16 protein-coding genes are annotated in these 16,633 nt (G+C 39.8%); 1 reads left to right on the top strand and 15 read right to left on the bottom strand.

Annotated features, from left to right (window positions below):
• Positions 1 to 137: 137 nt before the first annotated feature.
• Positions 138 to 1,367 (top strand): DUF2974 domain-containing protein, encoded by a 1,230-nt coding sequence (locus tag Q0Y84_RS05360; RefSeq protein WP_297951510.1) that lies wholly within the window; start codon positions 138 to 140, stop codon positions 1,365 to 1,367.
• 51 nt (positions 1,368 to 1,418) lie between these two features.
• Here Q0Y84_RS05360 and Q0Y84_RS05355 read toward each other — a convergent pair whose 3' ends face one another.
• The 15 genes from Q0Y84_RS05355 to yaaA form a co-directional block, all read right to left on the bottom strand.
• The gene (locus tag Q0Y84_RS05355) at positions 1,419 to 1,676 is read right to left on the bottom strand and encodes a GlsB/YeaQ/YmgE family stress response membrane protein (RefSeq protein ID WP_297951509.1); all 258 of its coding nucleotides are present in this window, start codon (positions 1,674 to 1,676) and stop codon (positions 1,419 to 1,421) included.
• A 50-nt stretch (positions 1,677 to 1,726) separates the two neighbouring features.
• Positions 1,727 to 1,918 carry a CsbD family protein gene (locus Q0Y84_RS05350; protein WP_297951508.1) on the bottom strand — a complete coding sequence of 64 codons (192 nt, stop codon included), beginning with the start codon at positions 1,916 to 1,918 and terminating at the stop codon, positions 1,727 to 1,729.
• 147 nt (positions 1,919 to 2,065) lie between these two features.
• Positions 2,066 to 2,944, bottom strand: coding sequence for an ROK family protein (locus Q0Y84_RS05345; protein WP_297951507.1), 879 nt, complete (start codon positions 2,942 to 2,944; stop codon positions 2,066 to 2,068).
• A 119-nt stretch (positions 2,945 to 3,063) separates the two neighbouring features.
• The gene (locus Q0Y84_RS05340; protein WP_297951506.1) at positions 3,064 to 3,993 is read right to left on the bottom strand and encodes a DegV family protein; all 930 of its coding nucleotides are present in this window, start codon (positions 3,991 to 3,993) and stop codon (positions 3,064 to 3,066) included.
• A 102-nt stretch (positions 3,994 to 4,095) separates the two neighbouring features.
• A complete protein-coding gene (locus tag Q0Y84_RS05335) occupies positions 4,096 to 5,031 on the bottom strand; it encodes a phosphate/phosphite/phosphonate ABC transporter substrate-binding protein (RefSeq protein WP_297951505.1) in 936 nt (311 codons plus the stop codon).
• Positions 5,032 to 5,210: 179 nt separating this feature from the next.
• The gene (gene dnaB, locus Q0Y84_RS05330) at positions 5,211 to 6,602 is read right to left on the bottom strand and encodes a replicative DNA helicase (RefSeq protein WP_297951504.1); all 1,392 of its coding nucleotides are present in this window, start codon (positions 6,600 to 6,602) and stop codon (positions 5,211 to 5,213) included.
• Positions 6,603 to 6,621: 19 nt separating this feature from the next.
• Positions 6,622 to 7,077, bottom strand: coding sequence for a 50S ribosomal protein L9 (gene rplI / locus Q0Y84_RS05325; RefSeq protein WP_151495353.1), 456 nt, complete (start codon positions 7,075 to 7,077; stop codon positions 6,622 to 6,624).
• 11 nt (positions 7,078 to 7,088) lie between these two features.
• Positions 7,089 to 9,110, bottom strand: a complete 2,022-nt coding sequence (locus Q0Y84_RS05320) for a DHH family phosphoesterase (RefSeq protein WP_297951503.1) — start codon at positions 9,108 to 9,110, stop codon at positions 7,089 to 7,091.
• A 162-nt stretch (positions 9,111 to 9,272) separates the two neighbouring features.
• The gene (rpsR, locus tag Q0Y84_RS05315; protein ID WP_003549366.1) at positions 9,273 to 9,509 is read right to left on the bottom strand and encodes a 30S ribosomal protein S18; all 237 of its coding nucleotides are present in this window, start codon (positions 9,507 to 9,509) and stop codon (positions 9,273 to 9,275) included.
• 27 nt (positions 9,510 to 9,536) lie between these two features.
• A complete protein-coding gene (gene ssb, locus Q0Y84_RS05310; RefSeq protein WP_297951502.1) occupies positions 9,537 to 10,055 on the bottom strand; it encodes a single-stranded DNA-binding protein in 519 nt (172 codons plus the stop codon).
• A 47-nt stretch (positions 10,056 to 10,102) separates the two neighbouring features.
• A complete protein-coding gene (gene rpsF, locus Q0Y84_RS05305; protein ID WP_297951501.1) occupies positions 10,103 to 10,399 on the bottom strand; it encodes a 30S ribosomal protein S6 in 297 nt (98 codons plus the stop codon).
• A 216-nt stretch (positions 10,400 to 10,615) separates the two neighbouring features.
• Entirely contained in the window at positions 10,616 to 13,096 is a 2,481-nt protein-coding gene (gyrA, locus tag Q0Y84_RS05300; RefSeq protein WP_297951500.1) for a DNA gyrase subunit A, read from the bottom strand.
• Between the two features lie 10 nt (positions 13,097 to 13,106).
• A complete protein-coding gene (gyrB, locus tag Q0Y84_RS05295) occupies positions 13,107 to 15,071 on the bottom strand; it encodes a DNA topoisomerase (ATP-hydrolyzing) subunit B (protein ID WP_297951499.1) in 1,965 nt (654 codons plus the stop codon).
• Positions 15,072 to 16,199, bottom strand: coding sequence for a DNA replication/repair protein RecF (gene recF, locus Q0Y84_RS05290; RefSeq protein ID WP_297951498.1), 1,128 nt, complete (start codon positions 16,197 to 16,199; stop codon positions 15,072 to 15,074).
• Between the two features lie 8 nt (positions 16,200 to 16,207).
• Positions 16,208 to 16,423 carry a S4 domain-containing protein YaaA gene (gene yaaA, locus Q0Y84_RS05285; RefSeq protein ID WP_297951496.1) on the bottom strand — a complete coding sequence of 72 codons (216 nt, stop codon included), beginning with the start codon at positions 16,421 to 16,423 and terminating at the stop codon, positions 16,208 to 16,210.
• Between the last annotated feature and the right edge of the window lie 210 nt (positions 16,424 to 16,633).

Below are 16,633 nucleotides of genomic sequence, written 5' to 3'. Positions count from 1 at the left end.
AAAGAACGATGAAATCCAGATGGAAATCATCGTTCTTTTTTATGGTCCAGGAGTTAGTTTTTTCCCAGACACTTTTTATTTTGGCGCGACAATTTAGTAAAATAGTAATATTGCCTAATTAATGAAAGGATGAGATTATGGCTGGAACACTTGATTATTTACGTTGGCGGGGAGATCTTTCTTTTAAAGAACGGCCTTTTAATAGCGTGGACGCATCCCTCTTCGCCTCAATCATCTACTTACCCGTCGACAAATCTGCTAAGGGACATACCTTAAGTGAAGTCGCAGAAAAATTACGCGTTCTTCCTTCATTTCAAGTTCAAATGAAAGATTTAGCTGGCGATCAAGTTCTTCTTTTACCTAAATCACCTCGTCTAGGCGATATCAAAATCCTTAACTGGACCAACCGGCTAGAAAAAGATCCTTATCCACTTCAATTTACCGCGGCTACTTTTCGCTTAACCGATAATACAATTATCATCGTTTACCGCGGAACCGACAGCTCAATCATCGGCTGGAACGAAGACATGAATATGAACTACATGCCCAAAGTTTATGGCCAAGACGTCGCTGCCAATTACCTCAAAGAAATGGCTGCCGCCTTTCCCCATGACAAAATATATTTAGCAGGGCATTCTAAGGGCGGCAATTACGCTGAATATGCTTTAAGCGTAGCCGAGCCCAAATTGCAAGACCGCATTATCAAAGCCTTTAGCTTTGATGGACCCGGCTTTTTCCGCCAGGTCTGGAACTCTCCTGGTTTTACTCGCAGCATGTATAAAATGAAGACCTATTTACCTGAAGCCTCAATCATCGGCACCATGCTTGACCACCCTGAGCGCGTTTTAATCATTAAAAGTACAGCGCCAATGGTCCAACAACATGATCCTCGCCGCTGGGCCGTGGGGCGTGACAGTTTTGTTTTAGCTGAGAGTTTAACTTCAGGTGCCCGCTCATTGCGCCACTCGCTCATCGATTTCAATCACAGCATCCCTGAAAAACAACGCGGCGAACTCTGGGATGCCCTCTTTCAAGCTTTTGATGAATTGAACATTACCGATGTGTTCCAGATTACGGCTAACAAATTATTAGGAACGGTTCGCTTTAGCCGGGTAATCATGTCATTAGAACCTGAAACACGCCATTATGTATTGCACATGTTTGGTGAAGTAATCAATGCCTTACGTGGCAACATCAGTTTACCGTTCAACGAAAATGACTTTGCCTTATATCCGAAGAGCAATGACTCTAATAAAGCACCAATTTTCTTTGAATTTTATGATAAAACTGTTCCTAGTCTATTACCAGAAGAAGTTAAGCAACGCTTTTTAGCTGAAAAAGAAAACGAACACCAGAAATTAAAATAGTTCTACATGAAACAAAAAAGACATGCTAAGCATGTCTTTTTCTATTCAATTTTATTCAGTTCTTCTAAGCATCCCTAGTACAAAGAAAACCACTAGTACCAAGATGACGGCTCCCAATATTGATGGTACGATTGCCATCCCAGCCATTTGCGGCCCCCACGAACCAAAGATTGCTTGGCCTAAAGTTGAACCAACCAGCCCTGCTATTAAATTAGCTAGAAATCCCATTGATCCACCCTTGCCGGTTATGAAACCAGCTATTAGACCTATTATAGCGCCAACGATTAAAACCCAGATCCATGATAACATAGGATCACCTATTTGCTTTCTGTTTAGCTATTGCTAGTCGACCTGAATCTTTAACAATCTTCGTCTATTTGATGGTCTTTTTCCAGATCATCCTTTAATTTTTTGGCTTTGTCCTTAACTTTGCCCTTGGCTTGTTGAGCTTTTCCTTGGACTTCGCGTAATTTATCGCCGGTAATTTTACCTTCGACTTCTTTCACTTTACCGATAACTTTGTCTTTTAAGCCACTATCTGATTTGTTCATAGTTGGGCTCCTTTCTTAATAAACCGGTTACGTTTCTAGAGTTAATATTACGCGCATTTAGGTCAAATTACGTCAGAAAAGGCTCGCCTTACGTCTTTCTTAACGAGTTGAGCCTTTTTATTGCTTATTCAATTTATCTATGCTTTTTTATTTGAGCAAATTCTTAGCCAATTCAAAATCGCCAAGCGTTGCAGAACCGTTGTGAGCCACAGCTGGACGCACAATCAATTCGTTCAAATCTGGTGTGGCAACGTAATTGTTGTTAAATTCATCAAAGAACTTTCTAACCTTAACCAAATCATTTTCATTTAAAACTGAACCGCCGACAATCATTACATCGGGACGAGCAGCCATGTAAACATTGAAGAGCATTTGGGCAATGTAATATGCGGAATAAGTGAAGACCTTGTTATCACGTGACAACTTTTCACCTGGGATTCCAGTTCTGCCTTCAAGACTAGGACCAGCAGCCATGCCTTCAACACAGGCATCATTATGGAATGGACAGTGACCTTCATAATCATCACCAGGATAACGACGAACCAACATGTGGCCCATTTCTGGGTGATTATTAAGGCCTAGCAACTTACCTGCTTGTACAATTCCAGCGCCAACACCAGTACCAACCGTTGCGTAGAAGTAACTCTTAGAATCATCGCGGCCGCGGGCAACATATTCACCATAACATGATGCATTAACATCAGTCGTCATGGCAACCGGAATACCTAATTCTCTTTCAAAGAAGCCCTTCACATCTGTACCTGACCAACCTGGCTTAGGCGTGTCCAAAATGTAGCCATAAGTACGAGAGTTAGGATTGATATCAATTGGACCAAAAGTACCAATTCCTAATGCATCAACAGGATGCTTTTTGAAAAATTCCGCTGTTTTTTGTAAAGTCTCCTTGTTAGTAGTGGTAGGAATACGATCACGCGCTACTTCCTTACCTGTTTCAACATCTTGAACAGCGACGATAAATTTAGTACCACCGGCTTCGATACTACCAACATATTTCTTTTCTGCCATATTCTCATCCTTTTCTGTATGTAAGTTTTTCTCCAAAAAGTTTTCGTGCTGCTAATATTATAAAGAAAAAAGCCTCTATGTGTAAAGGCTTTCATTCGTATGTAACTATTTTTCTTTACCTACGTTGGATCAACTACTTCTTTTGAATTAATTCCCTTGATTGGCTGACCCTTTCCATCAAAATAAGTATTTAAATCCCGGCACCAGATTACGGCCATTGTTCCTTGGCCAACATGCACGCCAACTACCGGCCCAATAATGCTGGTATCAAATTGATATTTAGGAAATTTAGCCCGGTAATCATCAAGCCAAGCTTGTTTTTGCTCAGGATCTAGCGAATCAAAAACCGTCGCCTGAATTGGATATGGCATATTTTTAGTTAAATTATCAAAATCAGTTTGAATATGTTTATATGCCCGCTTAGTCTGGCGTTCCTTAGCGATCGCAGAGATATGACCTTCTGCTTGCACATCCATCGACAGGATTGGCTTAATCTTAAACAAGGTTCCGACAAAGCTAGCAGCGTTAGACAAACGACCTGTTCGTTTCAAATGGCTCAAATCGTCCACCATAAAGCGCACATCCATCGTTTTTTGCAAGTCCTTAAGATCATGCATAATTAAATCAACGCCAGCTCCAGTCTGTACTAAGCGACCTGCAAGCATCGCATAATCAGCTTCACCAGCGCAGGTAATTTTGCTATCAAACGGATGCACTTTAATCCGATCTTCTTCCTCGGCAATACTTTGCACAGTTGAAAAGTAGCTAGAAATTCCACTAGAAAGAGTGATCACAATGACATCCGTATAACCATTTGCGACGTATTTATCCAGCTTTTGTTTTAAATCGCCAATTGACGGCTGTGAAGTAGTCGGCAATTCCTTTTCGACACTCAATTTTTGATAAAACTCTTCATAACCAATATCGATCAAGTCATGATAGACCTTTTTACCCCAAATAATTGGGATCGGCAAAACATCAATCTGATATTTTTCTTGTTGCTCCTTAGTCAAATAAGCTGAGCTATCAGTTAAAACAGCAATTTTCATATTTTTTCTTCTCTTTTCATTTTTGCTTTTGGTGTTTTATTTATTTTAACTGATCTTAGCATGAATACAAAAAAAGCACTTAATGAGTGCTTTTGTTTAATCTTAATTATTACCGCCGGTAGCCTTGTTCACAATCTTTTGATATTGACGCAAGCCATCGAAGTCGGAATCCTTAGCATCAACATAACCATAGTGGTTATAAATGCTTTCAATAATTTGCTTACCCTTTTTAGACTTAGCAATATTCTTGAATGCCTTAGCCAATTTAGTTCTAAACTTCTCAGGCATATCTTTTCTAACCGCAATAGTATCGTTTGGAATCCACTTGGTAAAGTAGATTGGTACAACATCGGTCATTGCTTTCTTGTCGTCCTTAGCAGCAATATTACGTGCATCTGAGAAGACGAATGCGGCATCAACATCACCATTTAAAACAGATAACACTTCTTGATCGTCACCCTTAACATTAACTAATTTGCAGTCCTTGTTTACGTTCAAGCCCTTTTTGTAAAGTTCGGCAATTGGATAAACATAACCCGATGAAGAACTAGGATCGCCAATCGCAATCTTTTTACCCTTTAAGTCTTTCCAGGATTTGATCTTTGAACCCTTCTTAACCACGATCATACCACGATACTTATGCATTAAGGTATGATTCATCTTACTGGATGGTTCGTCATAGCCATAACGTTCAGCTTGTAATAAAACATCAGCAATACCACGTTTATGAGCTAATATATAGGAATATGGCGGCATAAAACCAACGTCAACTTTCTTAGATGACATTGCTTCAACCAGACCACTATAGTCAGTAGAAACGGCTACATGAACTGGAATGTGCAATTGTTTTTGCAAAAGCGTGCCTAATGGCTTTGCCTTAGCTTCCATCTTATTTGCTTGAGTACTTGGCACAAATTCAACGTTCAATTCCTTTGGCTCACTCGATGCAGATGAACTCTTCTTACTATTTGAGCAGGCAGCTAGTGAAACGGCTGCTAAAACTGCACACGCACCAAGCAAAATTTTCTTAAACTTCATAAACTCGCTATTCCTCCATGAGTAGTATATTCGTAATTCGATCTTTTCAATATTAGTTATAACAAATATTAAGTGCACTTTCAATATAAAATATAAACTATAACACAATGCTATGTAAATATTATTCGTGTTTTATTTAAGTACAAAAAAAGGCACTCATTGAGTGCTTTTGATTAATCTTAATTGCCATTAGGATCATGTGCATAATCCAAATTTGAAAACCGGTTAAACGGCTTAGAGAACATTAATTTAACTGTCCCCCGACTACCAGAACGGTTCTTTTCAATAATGACTTCTACTTCACCGTTATCGTCTTCTGCGCCAACTTCATCTTGACTGCCACTACTTTCGCCATCTTCAGGCTCATCGCGATAATAATCATCCCGATATAAGAAAGAAACAATGTCGGCATCTTGCTCAATTGATCCAGATTCACGAATATCGGACAGTACAGGCCGTTTATCCTGTCTCTGCTCAACTGACCGTGATAGCTGCGAAAGGGCAATAACAGGTATGTGAAGCTCCTTAGCTAGCTTTTTTAATTGTCGTGAAATAGCTGAAACTTCTTGTTGCCGTGACTCACTACGTGGTCCTTCAATCAACTGCAAGTAGTCGATCACAATCAAGCCAAGATTACCTTTTTCCTTAGCTAAACGCCGTGATTTGGCCCGAATCTCGCTCATCTTAATCCCCGGCGTATCATCAATGAAAATCTGGGCGTTAGCTAGTGACCCCGAAGCCACTACTAATTTACGCCATTCTTCTTCATCAAGCTGACCAGTTCTTAAGTGCTGCGAATTAATTAAGCCTTCAGAAGCCAGCATTCTTTGAACCAACTGCTCCCCACTCATTTCAAGTGAGAACATCGCAACGCTTTTATCCGTATGCAGACCCACATTTTGCGCGATATTTAAGGCAAAGGAAGTTTTACCTACACCAGGACGAGCAGCGACAATGATTAATTCATCATCGTGAAAACCGGTGGTCATCTTGTCCAATTCCGCAAAACCGGTTGGCAAACCAGTGACCATATTCCCGTCATCTGGGATATTGTTAATATCATTAATCGCCGAATTAACAATTTCCTTAATCGCTCTAAAGCCACCTGTATTATTTTCTGACGAGACATTCATGATTTCACTTTCAGCGTCGTCTAGAATGTCGGTCACGTCGTCTGAGCCGTCAATTGCATTAGAGATAATCTTCTGACTGGCAGAGATCAAACGACGAAGCAGCGCCTTCCTATGCACGATTTTGGCATAATAGGTAACATGCGCTGCCGTTGGCGTGGCCATCGCTAAATCAGAAACATAGCCGATACCACCAATATCTTCTAATTGATTTCGTTTATTTAGTTCATCCTGCAAAGTTAGGGGATCAATTGCATCCCCGCGATCAGACAAATCAAGCATTGCTTGAAACACAATTTGATTTGCCCGCTCATAAAAATCGACAGGCTGAACTACTGCACTAGCATCCGCGATTGCTTCAGGATCGATAAAAATCGCACCCAAAACTGCCTTTTCGGCATCGCGATCATGCGGAATTTGTTGAGAAACGATATTATCCATCAAGCACAACCACTTTTAATTAGTCTTGTTCAGTGACATGAACGCGAATAGTAGCTTCTACGCCCTTAAACAGCTTAGCGTGAACATTAGTATAACCCAAAGTCTTGATTGGTTCAGGCAAGTTTAACTTACGCTTATCAACCTTGATCCCGTATTGCTTTTCAAGGCCTTCCACGATCTTCTTGCTTGAAATTGAGCCAAACAAACGTGAATCAGTACCAGCCTTAGACTTGAAGTTAACGACAGTATCGTCTTTTTCAAGTTCAGCCTTGATCTTTTCTGCTTCAGCCTTTTCAGCTTCATAAGCAGCCTTTTCGTTAGCTTCGACACGCTTAAGGGTGTTCATATTACCCTTAGTAGCTTCTTTAGCTAAACCGCGCTTAATCAGGTAGTTTTGAGCATAACCATCTGGCACATTCTTAACTTGTCCGCGCTTGCCACGACCTCTAACGTCTTGAGTAAAAATAACTTTCATATTTGTCCTCCCTAATCATTTTCTTTTTCATATTCATCAATTGCATCAAGCAATTTTTGTTTTGCTTCTTCAATAGTAACATCTTTAATCTGTGTTGCCGCATTAGAAAGATGTCCACCACCGCCCAATTTTTCCATAATAATTTGAACGTTGATCTTACCCATTGATCTAGCTGAAATACCAATCGTATTATCACTGCGCCGCGTAATTGCAAAACTAGCACCTACATTTTCCAAATCAAGGGCAGTATCAGCCGCCTGCGCTGTAATAATCGGATCTATAATCTTATCATCAGGTCCACATAAGACAGCCATATGCGGCTTCACCATCTTCAATGTCGCTACTAAATGCGTCCGTTCGAGGAAACTATCAATGTCCTCTTTCAAGAGCATGCTTACAACTGCTGAATCAGCCCCGATTGAACGTAAGTAACTAGCCGCATCAAAGGTTCTAGTCCCGGTTCTGAGTGAGAATTCCTTAGAATCAACTACGATTCCGGCTAACATCGCTGTAGCTTCAATATCGGTCAAAACTCGCTTACCGTTAGCTGGCTGCTGATATTCAATCATCTCAGTGACCAATTCACAGGCTGAAGAAGCATATGGCTCAACATAGGTTAACATTGGATTTTCAGGGAACTCCTCGCCTCGTCTATGGTGATCAATGACGATGATTCGATTCTTCAAACGATCATAAAGTGCTCGTGTGTAGGTAATTGAATATTTCGAATGATCAACCATTACCAACATTGACTTGTCAGTAACTTGAGCTAAAGCTACATCAGGGTTAATAAAGATATCCTTATCCTGATTTTTCTGTTGCATTAAGGTGACCAAGCGACCAACATCATAGTTTGTCTTATTAGTATCTAAAACAAAATTAGCTTTAACTCCGTGAAGACGAGCTAATTTTACTACACCAATCCCACTACCGACTGAGTCCATGTCAGGACGTTGATGACCAACAACAAAAACTTGATCGGCATCTTTAAATAGTTCACTAATTGCTTGTGAAACCATTCTTGCTCTAACTCTAGTCCGCTTTTCCATCGGATTAGACTTACCGCCATAAAAGCGGGCATCTTTACCAGGTTGACGTAAGACAACCTGGTCTCCACCTCGGCCTAGGGCTAAATCCAAGTTAGATTGAGCCTGGTTGGCAATTTCGGACAAAGAATCGCTTCCAAAAGCAACCCCCATAGATAAAGTAAGTGGCGTATTGTTTCTACTTGTTTCTTGACGCACCTTATCTAAAACAGAGAACTTGTCCTTCTCCATCTCAGCTAATTCTTGCATATGAATCAAAATCAAGAAATGGTCTTCATCAATCCGTTTTAAATATGCGTTAAACTTTTTCGCATAATCACTCAATGTATTTTGCACATATGAACTCATGCTGGTCAATTCTTGATCATGCATTGCCTCACTTAGCTCATCATAATTATCGATGAAAATTTGACCAATCGCCAATCGTTCGGCTTTATATTTATCTTCAATTTTGGCATAGCGCGTAATATCCAATAAATATATTACGCCTAAATTATTTTGGACCACCATTTCAAACCGGTGGCCGTCCCAATTAACCAGATGATTTTCTGATGTTTTTGCCTCAATTGCTTCATTAAGTAGCTTATTCAGATCAGGGTCAACTGATTCAATTGTGTGCCCCACCAAATCTGTACTCTTTAAATATAATTGTAGATATGGGTTAACCCACTGAATTTGGTGATCCGAATCATAAAGCAAAATTCCCAACGGCATCTTAATCATTGCTTCTTGTTCACTACGCTTTATCCGATAAGACAAATTAACTGCAAAGCTATTTGCATTACCCGCTAAAATATAGGTCCCATAGATGGCAAAGGCAACGGTCAAAATAAAGACTAAAAGCATTGCCAATCCAAACAATGGATTCATAATCATCGCAATAATGCTTCCCAATAATGAAAGAGAAAGTGCAATGATTATAGAAGCTGTCAGCCGTGAATCCTTAATAAATTCAGGCAACTCTAGCTTACGTAAAAAATCTTTCATGAAGATCCTTTCTAATAGATATAGTATATCAGTGTTAATTATACCTTATTCCGGCTCGTGATTGAAAACAGTAGGTACAATACGAAGAGAGAATTTTTTAATTATTACACGAAAAAAGGACAGAACTTTGCGTTCTGTCCTTTTGATTTATTTCGATCTAAATTAGTCTTCAGCAACGAATGGTAACAAGCCCATGATACGAGCTCTCTTAATTGCATTAGCTACCTTACGTTGGTTCTTAGCACTAGTGCCAGTAACACGACGTGGTAAAATCTTACCTCTTTCTGAGATAAAACGTTTCAACAGATCGACATCCTTGTAGTCAACGTAGTCGATGTGGTTAGCTGCGATGTAGTCAACCTTACGACGACGACGGCCGCCTCTTCTTTGTTGAGCCATGTTCTAGAATCCTTTCTTTAATTTAGTTTAAAATGGTAGATCGTCATCAGAGATATCAATCGTATCACCCGAACCATTAAATGGATCCTGTGAATTGTTTTGATTGTTATTAGTCTGTGAATTACCTTGTGATCCACCATTAATTGGGAAATTATTAGCAGGTTGACTGCCAGCATTCCCACTATTTGGTGTATAACCACCATTTTGACCGCGGGCTTCACGATCCTTACGTGATTCGAGCAATGAGAAGTTATCAACAACAACTTCAGTTACATATACCCTTTGCCCATCTTTATTATCATAACTTCTGGTTTGGATTCGGCCATCAATTCCAACTAATGAACCCTTTGAAGTAAAGTTACAGAAGTTTTCTGCTGACTTTCTCCAAATTACACAGCTGACGAAATCCGCGCCTCTCTCACCTTGGCTATTTGTAAATTGACGGTCAACAGCAAGAGTAAACGTAGCAACCGAGATTCCGCTCCCAGTAGTACGCAATTCAGGATCACGTGTTAAACGGCCAACAAGTACAACTCGATTAATCATACTTATGTCCCCTTTCCTAAATTACATAATGGATAATAAACTCAAAATTACTTGTCTAACTTAACGGTCATTGAACGTAAAACCATGTTGTCAATCTTTGACAAACGGCTAAATTCGTTAACTGCGTCAGCGTTGTCAGCAGTGAAAGTCATAATGTGGTAAGTACCTTCACGATACTTATCAATTTCATATGCGAAACGACGCTTGCCCCAGTCTTTGGATTCTACCATAGTACCACCATTATCAGCGATAACCTTATCGTAGTTTTCTACAAGAGCCTTCTTGTTGTCTTCGTCAACATCTGGCTTGATGATGTAAGTTACTTCGTACTTTGTAGTTGCCATGACTATTGCACCTCCTTCTGGACTATATGGTTCTTGCTAAAATCAAGAACAAGGAGTAATGGAATATTACTCGCAATTTCTAATTTTAGCATATAAACAAAAAATTACCAAACTGTTTTCACGTGATCCTAGCAGATTTTTTACTGCTCATTATTTATTACGCAAAAAAGTTTGATAATTTTTTTAAAAGTTCAAATTTTTTGTTTTTTTAATTAATTATTCATTTTTTGAGTCGTCATCGTCACCAGTTTGATCTTGTTCTTCCTCAGTTGGAACAACGGTTAAACTTGCAACCTGACTATCATCGCTAACTTTAATCAAGCGAACACCCATGGTGCTACGGCCAGTTTGCGAAACATCATCAATTCTAAACCGAATCATAATTCCGTCAGTAGTAATTACCATCACATCATTATTTGAGTTAATGATTGTTACACCAGCTAATGGACCATTCTTCTCAGTAATATTGGCAGTCTTAATACCTTTACCGCCACGGCCTTTAACTGGATACTCTGAAGCTGGAGTCCGTTTACCATAACCCTTTTCAGAAATTACCAAGACTTGGTCATCAGCACCTAAAATACCTGAACCAACAACATAGTCATGCTCACGCAGGTTAATTCCGCGAACACCGGCAGCAGATCGACCCATTGCCCGAACATCGCCTTCATTGAAGGTAACAGCGTAGCCTAAGTGAGTCCCGATTAAGATGTTTTGCTTACCATCAGTAGTCAAAACATTGCTTAATTCATCGCCATCTTTCAAAGTTAAGGCAATTAAACCACTGTTTCTAATATTAGAAAATTCGCTAACGTGTGTACGCTTAACAGTTCCCATCTTAGTAACAAAGAATAAGTAATTATCGTCAGCACCTTCTGGAATATTAATTACAGTTTGGACCTTTTCGCCCTTTTCCAATTGCAATAAGTTGACTACTGGCAATCCTTTAGCTGCGCGGCCGTATTCAGGAATCTCATAGGCTTTCTTGGAGTAAACCTTACCAGCATTAGTAAAGAACAAGAGCAGATCGTGGGTACTTGAGTAAATCAAGTGTTCAATAAAGTCGCCATCTTGAACGCCCATGCCCTTGATGCCTTTACCACCACGGTTTTGCGTCTTGAATTCTTGAATTGGCATTCTCTTGATGTAGCCGTTATGAGTAACCGTCAATAAAATATTTTGCTTTTCAATCAAGTCCTCATCTTCAATTGAGACTACTTCACTAGCACCGATTTCAGTTCTTCGCTTATCGCCAAAACGCTTTTGAATATCAAGCAATTCGTCATAAATAATTTGATCAATTCGTTCAGGCTTAGCCAAAATATCTTTGTAATCAGCAATCTTAGCTTGCAATTCCTTGTATTCAGCTTCAACCTTGTCACGTTCCAAGCCAGTCAAACGAACCAACCTCATGTCCAAGATAGCTTGTGATTGCTTATCGTCTAACCCGAAGCGACTAATTAAAGTAGCCTTGGCAATGTCACTAGATTGACTACTGCGGATAATGTGGACAATTTCATCAATATTGTCTAGCGCAATGCGCAATCCTTCTAGGATATGTGCTCTAGCTTCAGCCTTAGCCAATTCGAACTTAGTTCTGCGCGTTACAACATCTTCTTGGTGGTCCAAGTAGTATTGCAACATCTGCTTTAGGGTCAAGAAGTGTGGGGCACCATCAACGATGGCCACCATATTCATCCCAAAGTTAGCTTGCATTTGCGTTTGCTTGAATAAATTATTCAAAACAACACTGGCACTAGCATCACGGCGGATATCAATAGTAATCCGCATCCCTGTCTGGTCGGATTCGTCCCGCACGCCAGTAATCCCATCAATGATTTTTTCACGAGCTAAGTCCGCAATCTTCTTTACTAACTCAGCCTTATTAACCATGTATGGAATTTCACTGACGATAATCCGTTCACGACCACTCTTTTCGGTTTCAATATTAGTTTTGGCGCGAACAACAATGTTGCCTTTACCACTTTCATAAGCACGGTAAATACCGCCACGGCCCATAATGATTCCGCCAGTTGGAAAATCAGGACCAGGGATAACTTTCATTAATTCCTTGGTTGTTGCATCAGGATTTTTCATCAACATGTGCAAACCACTAATCACTTCAGTCAAGTTATGTGGTGGAATGTTAGTGGTCATTCCAACAGCAATCCCGTTTGCGCCGTTAACTAGCAAGTTAGGGATTCTAGCTGGCAAAACTACTGGTTCATTTTCAGTATCATCATAGTTTCTTTGCCAATCGATCGTGTTCTTGTTGATATCACGCAACATTTCAACAGCGATTTTACTCATTCTCGCTTCGGTGTAACGCATTGCGGCTGGTTCATCCCCATCGACGGAACCGAAGTTACCGTGTCCGTCAACCAACATGTAGCGGTATGAGAAGTCTTGTGCCATGTGGGCCATGGCCAGATAAATTGAGGAGTCACCATGAGGGTGAAACTTACCCATAACTTCCCCAACAATTCTGGCACTCTTTTTGTATGGCTTATCAGGCGTAACACCTAATTCGCTCATTCCGTAAAGGATACGCCGCTGCACTGGCTTTAATCCATCACGCACATCAGGCAAAGCACGTGCAACAATAACTGACATCGCGTAATCCAAGAAGGAACTACGCATCATGCTAGTTAGATCGACGTTTTGAATTCTATGATCTTGAGTTTGATTATCGTCCATCTAAATCCTCCTACGCATCCAAGTTTTCAACATATTTAGCGTTCTTTTGAATAAAGTCACGTCTTGGTGAAACTTCATTCCCCATCAAAAGTTCAAAGACTTCATCAGCATCTTTAGCATATTCAGGACTTACCCGATCTAGTCGTCTATTTTCTGGATTCATGGTAGTTTCCCACAATTGTTCTGGGTCCATTTCACCTAACCCCTTGTAACGTTGCACAATTGGCTTAGGACTTGGTTGCAAGCTACCTAAATAGTCATGCAATTCTTCATCAGTATCAAGATACTTAACCACTTTACCTTGACGAACTTGGTATAGAGGTGGTTTAGCAATATAAACATAGCCCTTGTCAATCATTGGCCGCATGTAGTTATAGAACAAGGTCAATAATAGCGTTCTAATGTGAGCCCCATCGACATCGGCATCAGTCATGATAATCAACTTGTGATAGCGTGCTTTTGACACATCAAAGTCAGCGCCAAAACCTGTGCCTAAAGCTGTGAATAATGATCTAATTTCTTGGTTAGCCAAAATTCGGTCCATTGAAGCTTTTTCAACATTCAAGATCTTCCCACGAATTGGCAAAATAGCTTGCGTTAAACGAGAACGGCCTTGCTTAGCAGAACCACCGGCTGAGTTACCCTCAACGATAAATAATTCTGAAATACTTGGGTCGTTACTAGTATTGTCAGCAAGTTTACCTGGCAAGTTAGCAATTTCCAAACCAGACTTTTTACGAGTAACTTCCCGGGCACGCTTAGCAGCAGTACGAGCACGTTCTGCCAGTTGTCCCTTTTCTACAATCTTGCGTCCAACTGAAGGATTTTCCATCAAGAAACGACTGAAAGTTTCAGAGAAGGACTTATCCACTGCAGTTCTAGCATCTGAGTTACCAAGCTTAGTTTTGGTCTGACCTTCAAACTGTGGATTAGGGTGCTTAACTGAAACAATGGCAGTCATCCCTTCACGAATGTCTTCACCTGAAAGGTTGTCATCTTTGTCCTTCAAGATTTTAGCCTTATGTGCATAATCATTAACTACCCGAGTCAAAGCAGTCTTAAAGCCAGCTTCGTGCATCCCGCCTTCATAGGTGTGGATGTTGTTGGCAAAGGTCATTAATGTTGTCTTATAGCCATTTGTATATTGCAAAGCGACTTCAACATCGATACCGTTATATGTGCTTTCAACATAAATTGGGTCATCAAATAATACTTCTTGTCCCTTGTTCAAAAAGGCAACGTATTCCTTGATCCCACCTTCAAACTTATACACATCTGTTTCAGCAGTATCTTTTCGTTTATCAGTAAAGGTTAAAGTTAATCCTTTGTTCAAAAAGGCTAATTCACGAATTCTGTTCTTTAAAACCTTATCATCAAAAACCGTAGTTTCGGTAAAGATATCTGGATCTGGGTAAAAGTGAACAATCGTCCCATGTTCATCAAGTGGAACTGTGCCAATTTGCTTCATTTCATCCTTGACGCGGCCGTGATCGAAGTCAATAAAGTACTTCTTACCATCACGCATAACGGTAACGTCCAACTTGGTAGATAAGGCGTTAACAACTGAGGCACCAACCCCGTGCAAACCACCAGATACCTTGTATCCGCCACCGCCGAATTTGCCACCGGCGTGAAGTACAGTAAATACAGTCTCTAATGCTGGACGACCAGTTTTTTCTTGAATATCTACTGGAATACCACGACCATCGTCTTGCACAGTCACACTACCATCTTCATTGATGGTAACTTCAATCTTGGTTGCAAAACCAGCAAGTCGTTCATCGATACTGTTGTCAATAATTTCCCACACTAAGTGGTGCAATCCCTGAGAACTAGTCGAACCGATATACATCCCTGGCCGCTTACGTACAGCTTCTAGGCCACCAAGAACCTGAATTTGACTGGCATTATACTTGTCGGCCTCTTTTTCATATTTTTTGACCTTTTCAAGATTTTCTTTTGAATTATCAGCCATTTAATTCTCCTTCTCCAAACTAATTTTGCCTGATTGAATGTGATACACACGTGGCTTTTTAATTATTTCCCAAGAAATACCCTCTAAGTCAGTTGTCGTGATGAAGGTTTGTGTTTTTCCGTGAATATAATTAAGCAAAGCACTTTGACGACCATGATCTAACTCGCTCATTACGTCATCTAGTAAAAGCAAAGGGTATTCATCTGTCAGTTGATGCACTAATTGAATTTCTGCCAGCTTGACACTTAACGCAATCGAACGCTGCTGCCCTTGTGAAGCATAAACATGAGCACTTTGACCATCGAGTTTAAACTCAATATCATCACGATGAGGACCAGCAGTAGTCATTCCCTTGCGAATTTCAGTTGCCTTATTCCGTGCAAAACTAGCTAAAATCTTTTGATAAATCTCTTCTGTACTATCATCAGCTTGAATATCAGCCACCGATGGATGGTAAGCAATTGAAAGCTGCTCACTGCCTAAGCTAATATGAGCATAAGCATCACTAGCATAGTGGCTAAGATATCTCAAAAATTTAAACCGCCGAAATACAACTTCGGCCGCAATTCCAGCTAATTGATCTGAAAGGACATCTAAAAAGACTTGATCTTTCGCCTTTCCTTTAGCCAACTGCTTCAGATAGTTATTCTTTTGAATTAAAACTTGACGATATTTGCTGGCAAAATATAAATATTCCGCATTTATTTGACCAAATTCTTGATCCATAAACCTGCGCCGCAAGGCAGGAGCACCTTTGATTAGTTTTAAATCTTCTGGCGAAAATAAAATTGCGTTCAATTGACCAACATATTTGGACAGCTTAGCTTGTTCAACCCGATTAATCCACACTTTTTTCCCTTTTTTGGTGATTAAAACGCGCAAATCAAGATTAACTTGACTTTTATGCACATGTCCCAATAAATTAGTATATTCGCCACCGAAGCCGATTAAATCTTTATCACTATTGGTTCTATGCGAACGCGTTAGTGCTAAAAAGTAAATTGCTTCTAACAGATTGGTCTTGCCTTGAGCATTTTTGCCAATAAAAATATTGACGTTTGGATCAAAATCCACGTCAAGTTTTTTCAAATTACGAAAGTTTTGCACACTAAAATGATCAAGATACATTAACTTTCCTACCGAAATTCATATTCTTGGCCATCAACTACCAAGTGATCACCAATATGCAATTTCTTACCTCGTCGATTCTCAAGTTCACCATTTAAAGTTACTGGATTATCTTCAAGATAAAACTTTGCCTGCCCACCTGATGAAATAATGCTTTCTTCCTTCAGGAATTGTCCTAAAGTAATATAGTCGCCATTAACTGTAAAATACTTAATAATGCTCACCTTCAATACTCTTTTTACCTATCTAATTATATTAGTTTTCAGCTCAAATAACAAACTAAACCGGCCTTATAAGCCTTTTCAGCGCTTTTTTTGTAAATAACCTAATCACACTAAGTCAGTAAAAAAATAAATGTGCGCTAATATTTTGCGATTTGATCCAAAAGCAAAATAAAAAGCCGCTTTAACAGCAGCTTTTTAAGACCTAAATAT

This window comes from uncultured Lactobacillus sp. (genome assembly GCF_947367125.1).
Taxonomy (GTDB): domain Bacteria; phylum Bacillota; class Bacilli; order Lactobacillales; family Lactobacillaceae; genus Lactobacillus.
Note: the sequence above shows the minus strand (reverse complement) of the source record. Positions and strands in the feature narration are given on the sequence as shown.